A 12,850-nucleotide genomic window follows, 5' to 3' on the forward strand; every position below is an offset into this window, starting at 1 on the left:
TAATGTTTCTAGTGAAAAGAACTGTCAGCCGTTGGTTAGCCATTGTACTTTTCTTATCCCTGCTAATGCCCGCCATACTAAGCGTACCAGTTCATACGTCAGCTGATGTGCCAAAAGAGAATTTAGCTTTAAATAAAGCGATATCCAAGAGTTCCGAGTGTTCGACATGCGGGAAAGCTGTATCAGCCGTTGACGGCTCAGCAACCACCTATTGGCAGCCTCTAAGCTCTGACAGAAATGACGGACAGGTATGGATTCAGGTGGATCTGGGTGGTGTTTATTCCATCAATGAAGCCGTTCTTAACTTTGCAGCAGCTAGCGGTATTGGCGGTTACACGATTCAGACTTCTTCCAACCAGAGTGATTGGCAAGATGCGATTGTTAAAACGGTAGGCTCCGTTACAGGCAAAGTAGAAACGGCCAATTTTCCAGATGTAAGCGGCCGCTATGTGAAATTGCTTATTTCAATTGCAAATCCCGGAACTAATTTCCAGTTGAAAGAGTTTGAGCTGTATAGCTCAGCTCCAGTCCCGGCATTTTTGGACAGCGTGGATATCACGGATGCTCAAGGGCGGACGCTGGGCGAGTACGACACTGTGAGTATGACCAAAGGATCTCCATTTCAACTCATCCTTGCTGGCAAAATGAGTGACGGCACACCGGCCAACTTGTCTAGTGGCGCAGTGGCTTGGGAGAGCACGAATACGGGTGCAGTGACTGTGAATGTTTACGGAAATGTAACCACTCTCCAAGAAGGAGTTGCCAAAGTTACCGCACGGGCAACATTAGAAAAAGTAACGAAAGAATCCAGTGTTTGGGTGGATGTTTATGACCCAAGCACACTGTTGGTTAACGCCCAGATCGATCATCCTACGATGACAAGCCAAATAGGTCAGCCAGCGCTGCTCCAGATCGGGGATGTGTATCCTTCCGTACGCCTTCGTCCCTATGTGGAGGGTTCCATAACGGCTTCTCTAGTTTCCGTATCTACCGGGAATTTCATTACAACGCTTCCATCTAGCACAATGAATGCAGGAGTGGAACAGGTGATTACGATCCCAGGAACCGTACAGGGGATAGGATCATATGAACTTCGTCTTCAATACCAAGTACCAGGGAAAAATCCGATCTATGATACCTTCACGTTTACCGCTCAGAATCAGGCAGATATTGGCCCAGATGAAAGCAACATTGCCTATCTCGGTCCAGATGGAAAAATGGTTTATGCCCCAGATTACCGCGGAAACCGCATCATCGATTTCTCAAATGCCGGCTATATGGGCGGCGGTGTTAAACTTCCGGATGTACAGGCAAGGATTGCTGTAGAACCAGGAGATGGGGATGATATGGCGCGTATTCAGGCAGCAATTGATGAGGTTTCGTTGATGCCTCAATCCGCAGACGGCTTCCGTGGAGCGGTCTTATTGAAGAAAGGTACGTATGAGATTAGCGGAACCTTATATATTCGATCCAGCGGTGTTGTGCTTCGCGGCGAAGGTCAAGGGGAAGACGGTTCCATTTTGTTTGCCACAGGTACAGCTAAACGAAATATTCTAGAAATACAAGGCCAAGCAGTGAATCTGCTAACCGATACGGCAACCAAAGTTTCTGATTTATATGTGCCAGCCGGGTCCAGCACGTTCCATGTAGATAATCCAAGCGGATTCCAAGTTGGCGACAAGGTCAAGGTACGCCGATACGGGAATGCAAGATGGATCCATGAAATTAAGATGGATACCATTTTTGAACGAGACGGAACTACACAATGGGCACCATTCGATTTGGATTTCGATCGCGTCATCACGGCAGTTAACAACAACCTCGTCACGATTGATGCACCTATTGCTAATGCCATTGAACGCCAATGGGGCGGTGGAGAAATCATTAAATATGAGGATCCAGATCGTCTTGACCAAGTCGGAGTCGAGAACCTTCGTGTTGATTCGGAGTTTAATCCTAATGTGACCGCAACCAATGGGGGGAAAATATATTTCTCTGATGAAAATCATGCGGTTAGTTTTGTTGTATTGAGCAATGTGAAAAATGCATGGGTGAGGGAAGTAACGGGTCTCCATCTGAATCATGCCTTGGTTCACGTCAGTCGCAATGCGAAATGGGTTACCGTTCAAGATAACCAATCCTTAGACATGGTAAGCGTGATTACAGGTGGCAACAGGTACCCATATAAAATGAGCGGAGAGCTGACGTTGATGCAGCGTAATTATGCGGAGACAGCGAGACACGCATTTGTAGTGGATAGTCGTGTTATGGGGCCTAACGTTTTCCTAGACAGCCAATCCGTCAATGAATTCGCAACAAGTGAGCCACATCACCGCTGGTCGGTCGGCGGATTATTTGACAACGTGAAGGCAGATATCGCTATTCAAGACCGTGGATTGCTAGGCAGCGGACACGGCTGGTCTGGGGCCAATTATGTCACTTGGAATACGGAAGGTGACTTGGTTTCCCAGCAGCCTCCAACTGCGCAAAACTATGCAATCGGTCATGTTGGAACGAAAGTGAAGGGCTACTTGCCTAATTCGGATGATAAAAGGCCGCGCAGTGATGCCTATTGGGATCATGCTGGAAGCCGTGTAAACCCAAGCAGCTTATATTTGCAGCAGTTGCGGGATCGGCTTAGCGAGCGGGGGATACTAAATATTCTGCAAGCTCCGGTAGGCGGAGGCACACTTGATATCCCGCAATTACCCCAAGGTCTCCCTTTATTAAAGGGTATTCAGATAAACAACAAGCATTTGAATGTATTTTCACCGAACATATTTGATTACACGGTGGAGTTGCCGCTTGGTACAACGGACATTCCATCGATCAGACCTCATGATAACCGGGATGATGTAGAAGTCATCCAAGCCTCAACCCTATTCGGGAAAACGATTTTGATCGTTAGAGATAAGAAGAATCCGCTTCAATCGGTTAGATACAATGTACGGTTCACTCTATCAACTCCGAGTGAATAATCGATTATGAGAAGTTGAAAGCGGGCCATAGGCCCATAAATGTATAACAAAAAAACTGAACCCATGATGCAATGGAGCTCAGTTTTTTTGTTATATATATGCTTATTTTTTCAATAATAAATACATAAAATACGGCGCCTCAATTAAAGCAACCATAATGCCGGCGGGAATACCATCAGGTTCAATCACATTACGTCCAACGGTGTCGGCTATTAATAACAGCCAACCACCAATCAGAATGGCGACTGGAATAAATAATTGATTTCTAGGTCCTACCAAAGCTTTGGCCATGTGAGGAGCCATGAGTCCAATGAAGGCAATTCCTCCAGTGACCGAAACGGCCGAAGCGGTCAGGGCAACCGCTGTTAAAAGTAAGATAATACGTTCCTTTTCAACAGATACGCCTACGCCGATGGCCACAGGTTCGCCAAGTCCCAAGAGATTCAAACGATTTGCTTTGTATAGCGTAAATGGAATGAGAATGGCTAACCAGGGAAGGATTGCCCAAATAAAGGGCCAGTCAGAACCCCAAATACTTCCGGCTAACCATTTTGCGATAAAATCGACTTTAGCCCGTTCAGCAGAGGAAATAATGACAATCATGACCCCAGATAGCGCCATTGAAAAACCGACTCCAATTAGCATTAACCTGACGGGTTGAAGACCTACCTTTTTATTATACGAAAGCAGATAGATGAAGCATGCCGTAAGTAAAGCACCAATGAAAGCGACAAGGGGGAGCAGATAAATAAACGAACCCGCCTTGATAGGAAAAAATAAAAAGAATACGGCAATAGCAATACCAGCCCCAGAGTTAATGCCAATAATGCCCGGATCAGCTAGATCATTTCGAGTGATTCCTTGTAAAATAGCACCCGATAAGGCGAGTGCCATGCCTGCTAGCAATGTAATGACCATCCGTGGTAATCGAATCGAAAATATAACAAACTCTTCTTTGAATGTGCCTTGACCGAGAAGGGTGGGAATCAGCCTATCATAGGATATAGAGGAGTATCCCATTCCCATCCCGAGAACGATCGTCATTGTAATAAGTGCAAGTGAACCATATAATAGCAACCGTTGTTTTTTTATTAAAGCGGGAGGATGAATCATTAGAACGCCTTTCCTCCTTTACGTATGATGAACAAGAAGAAGGGTAAACCCATCATCGCCACAATAGCCGCGACTGGTGTTTCATAGGGAGAATTGATCGTACGTCCAAGGGTATCCGCAAAAAGCATAAATACGGCTCCTATAATTGCCGACATTGGCACAATAAAACGATAATCGGTTCCAACAATAGCGCGAACAATATGAGGAATCATCAAACCAATGAACGCCATATTCCCAACAAGCGCAACAGAGGCACCCGCGAGTAAGATGATGATGATAAAAAGCATGGTTTTGATTTGTGTCGTCTTCTGTCCTAATCCAACAGCGACTTCTTCACTTAAACTTAGAATGGTAAGCTGCCTGGAGAGGAACAAGGAAATCAGTGTACCGATCGTAATAAATGGTGCAATGATTTGGAGTTGGCCCCATGAAGTGCCGATCAACCCTCCTGCTGTCCACATGGATACATCTTTTGAAATTTTAAAATAAATACCGATACCTTCCGAGATCGCGTATAGGAACGCAGATACAGCAGCTCCGGCTAATACAATTCGCAGAGGGGAGAAGCCGCCCTTTTTCACTGCGCCAATACCGAAGACGATGCATGCACCTACGGCTGCTCCAATAAAACAAGCAATCGTAATCCCGAAGTAATTGGCTGATGGGATAAAAGCAATCGTAAACGCCAGTGCCGCGTTTGCTCCAGCGGTCAAGCCAAGTAAACCGGGATCAGCAAGCGGGTTTCTGGTCATTCCTTGCATGATGGCACCGGAAACGGCCAGCGCAGCACCAACAAATATCCCTGCAATTTCACGCGGTAGACGGATTTCACGGATGATTGAAATTTTATCCCCAGCAGCATGAGAAGTAAGGGCCAGCCAGACATCTTTGACGGTAACATCTGCGGCCCCAAATGCCATGGAAACAATAAACATACCCACAAAGACGACTAGTCCAGCAAGCAGTTTATATACGAATGGGACGAACCGTTGATGTTCCGTAATCATTTACTACCTAAGTTTTTAACGAAGAAATCGAGTTGGTATTCTAATGTCTGTGGATCATTGAAGTAGAACTCTTTCGCATTGACTTCAAAAACTTGTTTGTTTTTAACCGCTGGAATGTTTTTGTAGGTATCGGTTTGTTGAAACGAATTATCTGTATCAGTGTTCTTGCTGAAGATAACGTAGTCGCCTGCATATTCCGGAAGTACTTCCAAAGACAAGGCGTAATAACCGGCTTTTAAAGCCATTTCTTTGACTTTTTTAGGCATTTCTAGCTTCATTTCTTGGTAAAGAATTTCGGTGCCACGACCCCAGTTATTCCCGAAGACGTAAAGCTGTTTATCGAAATTTTCAACAACAGAAATCGTTTTGTCCGCACCCATGACTATCGTGCGTTCCTGTTCCCTATTTAGTTTTTGCAGAAGCTCTAGAACCTCTAATTGATGCGCCAAATCTAAATAGGTGGTGGGTTCGTCTAGGAAGATGATCTCCGTTTCTTGCGCAAGCGCCATGGCAATCCAAACGCGTTGGCGTTGTCCTCCAGAAAGTGCATCTACAGGACGGAACTTAAAGTCAATGGTACCTGTAACTTCAAGCGCCCAGTCTATCACTTCATAGTCCTTTTTTGATAAGCGTCCAAAGCCCGTTTGATAAGGAAAGCGACCATAGGATACTAACTCACCGACGGTTAAACCACTTGCACTCTCGGGTGCTTGTGGAAGGATGGCCATTTTTCTAGCGAGTATCTTTGTATGTTCCTTTGCAATATGTTCGCCATCTAGAACGATTGAACCAGATTGATGGGAAATAATCCGCGTGGCTGCTTTCAAAAGGGTAGACTTTCCACAGCCATTCGCTCCGATAATGGTGGTGATTTTCTTGTCTGGAATCTCTACACTGAGATTTTTTACAATTAAACGTTCACCATAACCAATGTTTAGCTGATCTGTATACAGGCGAACCATAAGATAACCTCCATTTATTTCAAATAGGTACCACCCATTAACTGATAATGATTATCAATTTCACTACAATACACACAATAATGCGAACAAATTTATTTGTCAATAACTTTTTTTGTTGTCAAATGAGAAGAATAGACGTATATTTAATTGAGAATGATAATCATTTACATTACTTAAACCAAGGAGTGATCGGGGATGGAAGAACAGGAATTGTATGATGTGACTGTCATTGGAGGAGGGCCAGCAGGGCTTTACTCTGCTTTTTATAGTGGACTTAGAGAAATGAAGACCAAGCTTATTGAGTACCAAACCCAACTAGGTGGAAAAATACATATTTATCCGGAGAAAATGATCTGGGATGTTGGAGGACACAAGCCAATTCCAGGTGCAAAGCTCATTGAGAATCTTGTAGAACAAGGATTAACGTTTCATCCGGAAGTGGTGTTGAATGAAAAGGTAGAGTCGATCACACTTAATGAAGAAGGTATCTTTGTCTTACAAGCTGCTTCTGGTCAAATGCATTACTCGAAAACAGTTATCGTTGCTGTTGGAGGGGGAATATTGAATCCGCAGAGGCTGGAGATCGAAGGCGCGGAGAGGTATGAAGTGTCTAATTTGAACTATACCGTGAAGTCTTTGCAGCATTTCAGAAACAAGACGGTGATCATTTCGGGTGGAGGCAATTCTGCAATAGATTGGGCAAATGAACTAGAGCCTATCGCCAAAAACGTTTACTTAACCTATCGAAAAGAGGCTTTAACAGGTCATGAAGCGCAAGTAAAGCAGCTCTCGGAGAGCTCCGTTGTTTGTTTCTTCCATACGTCCATAACCAAACTAGTTGCTAGCAGTAATCATGAAGTCATAGAACGTGTCGAACTTACCAACCATGAAACAGGTGAGGTATCGTATTTGCCCATTGATGAAGTGATTATTAATCATGGTTATGAACGTGATACGACACTACTTAAAAATAGTGAAGTGAATATTGCGATTGCAGATAACTATTACATTGCTGGTAATGCGGCTAGCGAATCTTCGATAGATGGACTTTATGCGGCTGGAGACATTTTACATTACGATGGAAAGCTGCATTTAATAGCCGGTGCATTCCAAGATGCTGCAAACGCAGTAAATAAAGCAAAGCAATATATCCAGCCGGATGCTAATAAGGTGGCCATGGTGTCTTCGCATAATGAAGTCTTTAAAAAGCGCAATCGAGAATTAGTTAAACGCATGATGACCTAGAAATTAAAACCCCCTCTTGTATGAAAATCATACAAAGAGGGGGGGATCAGCGCTTACTAATATTTCTTGTTCAGCATGTTAATAATGACCGTTACAGCTTCAGCTCTTGTCGTAGAGCCGCTCGGAGCATACTGATTGTTTTCGTTGCCGCTAACGACACCTGCTTGCTTAAGTGCAGTGACGGCCCCTTTACCCCATGATGGGATATCCTGATCATCGGTAAATCCTGTAGCTTCAGAAGGATCAGCTTTCAGATTCATCGCACCTGCAATCATGGACGCCATTTCCGTGCGGGTAATCGGTTCATTCGGTCGGAATGTACCATCGTCGTAGCCTTGGATGAAGCCCACTTTGACAGCTTGCGCAACGGCATTCTTAGCCCAAGTGCCAATCTCATGCTCATCGGTAAAAGCGAGCTTCGCTCCTTCGCCAACTGGTTTCAAACCATTCATCAGCATAACTGCAAATTCCGCGCGAGTAACATTCTTGTTCGGTTTAAACGAAGTATCAGGGTAGCCTGATACGATGCTGTCTTTGATCGCTTTCACGATGGTTATCTCTGCCCAATGCTTCGCGATATCGGACGGATCCACGCCAATACTCTGTGTACCGTACGTCGCAAACCAGCCTTTGATCGTGTCGTAATCACTCGAGAACGCTAGTGAAAGAAGAAGCATAAGGCGGGCATGCTGGGCATTCAGGCTATCACCGGCAAAGATGCCATCCGTCGTTCCTGGATACATCGTGCCTGAGCCAGTTCTCGTCGTTGTAACGAAGACGACTCCTTTTTTAATAGCTTCTGCACGGGCTGCACTCATTTTGGCAGAAATACCGCCTGCGCCTGTACCTGAAGTAACTATCCCTTTTGCACCGTCTGCAACAAAGCCGTTAATGGCTCCGCTGCTTGCTTCTTGGTAGCTAGAGACGATCTCAACGATCGGCAGCTTTTCCTTGGTGATTGTCTTTAAGTCGAATGGGGTTGCCCAATCGGCCTTACCAGCTTTCATGGCGCGTCCATTCAAGCGATACATACGAATATTGTTCTCGTCGATATATCCAAGTGAGCCCAGCATCGGAGTTGCAAATGTATCCATCCGGTGTGCGTTCGATTTGGTAACTTCTCTGGCCGCTTGGATGACATCGTTCAGCATGATCACTGTGCCATACCACTTCGTCTTGCCGCTTCCGGCCAGCTTGATGGCATTGTACAGGTTAGCTGGACCGTCGGTTCCTATAACGTCCCAAGGGCGCATAGCGCCAGTTACAACAACCGGTTTAGGACTTCTCACGGTTAGATCGAGGAAATAGGCGATTTCCTCCATAGTGTCCGTACCTGTCGTAACTACGGCGCTATCGTAAACCTCAAGCGCTTGATCGACAGCTAGAGAAAGATCGTATAGATCAGCGATGGTGTAGCCGCCCGAGCCTTTGTTACCGAATTGGTAGGTCGTTACATCGGCAATTTTTTGCTTGTCAGGCAATTGTTTGACGAGGTCTTCAATTAAATACGTGCCCGCTTTATAGTTTTGAAAGCTCGTGCTATCCTCGGCTTTGCCGGCTAAGGTACCGCCGGTCCCGATAACAATCACGTTTGAAAGCGATGATTGCTTAAACGTATCGGAGAGGGCAGGTATCGGAAAGCTGGAAGACTTGGGAGCAACTTCTTCCGCGAAGGCGGTTGTTGCCACTCCACCGAATGCCAACATGGTGCCTAACAAAGACACGATAAGGGGAAGAGTGAACAGCTTTTTGATACGGCTATTTTGGCTATGTTTAGTCCATGTCATCAATGGTTTACCTCCTTGTTATGTGGATGGCCAATACTGGCATCTCTTCTGTGGTCTCGGAGGACTTAAGGAGTGGTAGGTAGCTGCGCATCGATTTTGACATCCTGCGTACCATAATTAGCGAACCAGCCTTTGATCTTGGCTTGATCGTTAGAGAATGCTAGTGAAAGTAGAAGCATGAGACGAGCATGCTGCGCATTGAGGTTGTCACCTGCAATAATGCCATCCGTAGTTCCAGGATACATCGTGCCTGAACCTGTTCTAGTCGTTGTAACGAAGAGTACGCCTTGTTTAATTGCTTCGGTACGGGCTGCACTCATTTTGGCAGAAATACCGCCTGCGCCGGTTCCAGCTGTTACAATCCCTTTCGCACCATCAGCAACCAGACCTTTAATAGCCCCTCCGCCTGCTTCTTGATAGCTATAGACGATTTCAACGGCAGGCAATTTATCTTTCGTGATCGTCTTCAAATCGAAAGGTGTAGCCCAATCCGTTGTACCAGCTTTCACTGCTCGAGCAGGAGCGCGGTAAATGCGGATACTATCGTCAATGTACCCCAGTGCACCAAGCATAGGTGTCTCAAAAGTGTCCATACGGTGCGCGTTGGACTTCGTCACTTCTCTAGCTGCATGAACGACATCGTTCAACATAAGCACAGTGCCAAACCATTTCGTCTTGCCGCTGCCAGCCAGCTTAATCGCATTGTACAGGTTAGCTGGAGCATCAGTACCGATAACGTCCCATGGCCGCATAGCGCCGGTTACGACGACTGGCTTTTCACTGCGAACGGTCAGATCAAGGAAGTAGGCAATCTCTTCCATGGTATCGGTTCCAGTTGTAACTACGGCACTATCATACACCTGAAGCGCTTGATCCACAGTAAGCGAAAGATCGTAAAGATCAGCGATGGTGTAGCCGCCTGATCCTTTGTTACCGAATTGGTAGGTTGTCACATCAGCGATTTTTTGTTTACCCGGCAATTGTTTCACCATGTCTTCAATTAAATATGTACCTGCTCTATAGTTCTGGAAGCTTGTGCTATCTTCAGCTTTACCGGCAAGGGTGCCGCCAGTTCCGATGACGATCACGTTAGAGAGTGATGATTGCTTAAATGAGTCAGAAAGCGCAGGAATCGGAATGCTAGCTGGTTGAACTGGAGCATCCGCTGCGAAAGCTAGTGAAGATCCGCTCCCCAACATGGTAATAGTAAGTAAAGAGAAAAGGACACGCTTGAAAACTTTTTTGCTTCGTTCTAATGTCATGAAATATTACCTCCCGTGAATGGTGTTGGTATGTAAGACAAGATAATCTTATATCGTGTTAGATAAACTGACAAATTCATCAAACTCTTAGAAAGCGATAACAACCATGCCGTACATTCAATAATCTATCTTATACTCTGTTATTCTATGTTTTTAAGCTTGTTTTTTATTTCCAATGATTTTACAAAGCAATATAATTATAGAAAAACAATATATTAATGTTAGATAACATTACATGAAATAAATTTATAGCTTAATGTCGGTGTCATGGAGATTTCAAAAGTAATAAACATAAAACAAAATAACGATATTGTCATTTTGTTTTTGATACTTACTGTGCTATCATGGAACTACTAATAGAGAGGGGGACCAACATGTCCAATGATCTTCCACTAACGAAGGAAGCCATACTAGACGCGGCTGAACAGGTGCTTAGGCGTTATGGACCTGACAAAACTTCCGTTGTCGATGTGGCTCGGGCGCTTCAAGTTAGCCATGGGACTCTTTATCGACACTTTGCAAGTAAAGCCTCATTAAGAGAGGCGGTAACCGAGCGATGGCTGCACAATATTATTTTAGATCCTTTAGAAACTATTGCCGTTCAGTCTGGAGGTAGTGCTAAAGAGCGTTTGCGCTCGTGGCTTGAAACCTTGGTCCATACGAAGAGGACCTATGCAATCAATGATTCCGAAATGTTTGCCATGTACGCGGCTGTTACATTAGATGCCGTTGAAATGATAACTACGCATGTCAATCAATTAATCGATCAGATTGCCCGGATTATTGAAGAAGGAATAAAGTCTAAAGAATTCAAACTCGTTGAATCAAACGCTACTGCGAGGGCTATTTTTATTGCTACTTCGCGTTTCCATCATCCTGCACATGCGCATGAGTGGTCCTCAGATACGATTGATCAAGAATTTGCATCGGTTTGGGTTTTGCTACTTTCTGGAATCTCTTAGCAGATGAATGTGTAAATAAAGCCCTTCTGATGAAAATAATCAGAAGGGCTTTTGCTTTGAATAGGAAGTGTTGATATTTTCCGGGACTCGAAGGAACCCCGTTTCACCCAAGCATCCGCTTGATCTCAACCGCAATAAGTCGTACGCCGGCTTCGATCCGCTCCTCGGATACTTGCGTTACGCTAAGACTTAACAAATGCTCAGGCTTAAACGCAGGTAAGTAATAAGGTTGGAGGTCCTGCAGAATAACACGCTTCTTACGCAATCTATCCAACAGGGTTGGGATGTGCAGTTGAGCTGGGACGTTGATATGGGTGTACACACCCGAGATCACCTCAGATGGAGATAGGAATGCGGTGTCACTGTTTGATAGCAAGGATTTATTCAGATGCATTAATCTACGCGAATAAGAATCTCTGATTTTTCGCTTGCGCCGTTCAAACATACCACTCTGAATATAAATTTCTAATGCTGCTTGCGAGAGAATGGAACTGTCGATGTCCGATAATTTCTTGTAATTGTTGAATGTGGGCGTAAGGTCCGAAGGGAGGACGGCTGCGCCTACTCGTAATCCTGGAAACAAGATCTTGGAGTAACTTTTTAAATAAACAACATGGGTTGAAGCATAAGCGAAGATGGGGTCAGATTTCGTATCGTTCTCCAAATCAGCCAGATAATCATCTTCGACGATGTAGACGTCATAGCGTTTGGCTAGTTGGGCAATTGCTTTCTTCGTTTGTTCCGAATAAGAGCTACCGAGAGGATTATGGAAGCGGGGCATTGTATAGAAGAACTTAATATCTTCTGTACGGAATAAGCGCTCTAATTCATCTAGATCGATGCCGCTGACTGTTCTTGCGATGCCAAAAGTAGGGATTTGATAAAGTTCTAAAAGGCGTATAAACAAATAATAACTCGGTTGTTCAAGCAATACCCCTCGTTTTCCATTCGGAAAAGGCATCAAAGCCAAGACGGATAAGGCTTGCTGAACACCTGATGTAATATGTAGGTTGCTTGGATTCGTGAACACCTGATAGTTGGCCAAATGCTTGGTTAACACCTTTAATAACGAAGGCAATCCTTGTGGGGTTCCGTACACGAACAGTTCATTCTTATAAGTATCAATCGCTTTATTTATACAATGTTTAAAATCGAGATAAGGAAACAGCTCAGGGTCTGGAGCTCCCGAAGAGAAATCATAGACTGCTTGTTCCGTAGGATGGATGCCATCTGTTCTCTTCTGTACCGCATAATACCCGCTTTGAGGGATGGAGTAAATGAGATGGCGATTCTCAAGCTCTGTATAGGCGCGAATGACCGTGCTCTTATTGCAAGAATAGGTGATGGACAGCTCCCTTATTGACGGCAGCTTTTGTCCGGATCGTATTTGTCCATCCTCAATTCGCCGTTCGATGTCATTGAAAATAAGAGAATATTTATGCATAGATATGTCCCCCGTCCCATAATTGTACCGGTACAGTTGGTTGGTAAATAGATTGAAGTACGACAGTATTCGTTCTATGCTATAACCAAC

At 44.7% G+C, this 12,850-nt stretch carries 9 protein-coding genes; 3 read left to right on the forward strand and 6 right to left on the reverse strand.

Translation table 11 applies throughout. The annotated features are described in order from the left end of the window. Positions 1-2: 2 nt before the first annotated feature. Entirely contained in the window at positions 3-2,978 is a 2,976-nt protein-coding gene (locus QFZ78_RS28800; RefSeq protein WP_307552645.1) for a galactose-binding domain-containing protein, read from the forward strand. Positions 2,979-3,080: 102 nt separating this feature from the next. Here QFZ78_RS28800 and QFZ78_RS28805 read toward each other — a convergent pair whose 3' ends face one another. The 3 genes from QFZ78_RS28805 to QFZ78_RS28815 are packed head-to-tail and all read right to left on the reverse strand — an operon-like array spanning position 3,081 to position 6,060. Next, positions 3,081-4,091 (reverse strand): FecCD family ABC transporter permease, encoded by a 1,011-nt coding sequence (locus QFZ78_RS28805; RefSeq protein ID WP_307552646.1) that lies wholly within the window; start codon positions 4,089-4,091, stop codon positions 3,081-3,083. Further along, positions 4,091-5,098, reverse strand: a complete 1,008-nt coding sequence (locus tag QFZ78_RS28810; protein WP_307552648.1) for a FecCD family ABC transporter permease — start codon at positions 5,096-5,098, stop codon at positions 4,091-4,093. Before QFZ78_RS28810 ends, QFZ78_RS28805 begins: the two co-directional genes overlap by 1 nt. After that, positions 5,095-6,060, reverse strand: a complete 966-nt coding sequence (locus tag QFZ78_RS28815) for an ATP-binding cassette domain-containing protein (protein WP_307552649.1) — start codon at positions 6,058-6,060, stop codon at positions 5,095-5,097. The genes QFZ78_RS28810 and QFZ78_RS28815 overlap by 4 nt, the downstream gene beginning before the upstream one ends. Positions 6,061-6,255: 195 nt before the next feature. On the opposite strand from QFZ78_RS28815, the gene QFZ78_RS28820 reads away from it, so the two are divergent. Beyond that, a complete protein-coding gene (locus QFZ78_RS28820; RefSeq protein WP_307552650.1) occupies positions 6,256-7,305 on the forward strand; it encodes an NAD(P)/FAD-dependent oxidoreductase in 1,050 nt (349 codons plus the stop codon). 56 nt (positions 7,306-7,361) lie between these two features. On the opposite strand, the gene QFZ78_RS28825 is transcribed toward QFZ78_RS28820, so the two are convergent. Together QFZ78_RS28825 and QFZ78_RS28830 are read right to left on the reverse strand one after the other, a co-directional pair. After that, positions 7,362-9,092 (reverse strand): asparaginase domain-containing protein, encoded by a 1,731-nt coding sequence (locus QFZ78_RS28825; protein WP_307552651.1) that lies wholly within the window; start codon positions 9,090-9,092, stop codon positions 7,362-7,364. Between the two features lie 65 nt (positions 9,093-9,157). Then, complete coding sequence (locus tag QFZ78_RS28830) at positions 9,158-10,354, reverse strand: asparaginase domain-containing protein (protein ID WP_307552653.1); 1,197 nt, start codon at positions 10,352-10,354, stop codon at positions 9,158-9,160. Between the two features lie 374 nt (positions 10,355-10,728). On the opposite strand from QFZ78_RS28830, the gene QFZ78_RS28835 reads away from it, so the two are divergent. Then, positions 10,729-11,316, forward strand: coding sequence for a TetR/AcrR family transcriptional regulator (locus QFZ78_RS28835; protein WP_307552654.1), 588 nt, complete (start codon positions 10,729-10,731; stop codon positions 11,314-11,316). Positions 11,317-11,419: 103 nt separating this feature from the next. Here QFZ78_RS28835 and QFZ78_RS28840 read toward each other — a convergent pair whose 3' ends face one another. Continuing rightward, positions 11,420-12,760, reverse strand: a complete 1,341-nt coding sequence (locus tag QFZ78_RS28840) for an aminotransferase-like domain-containing protein (RefSeq protein ID WP_307552655.1) — start codon at positions 12,758-12,760, stop codon at positions 11,420-11,422. Positions 12,761-12,850: the final 90 nt, after the last annotated feature.

It is taken from the genome of Paenibacillus sp. V4I5, assembly GCF_030817255.1.
Lineage (GTDB): Bacteria > Bacillota > Bacilli > Paenibacillales > NBRC-103111 > Paenibacillus_E.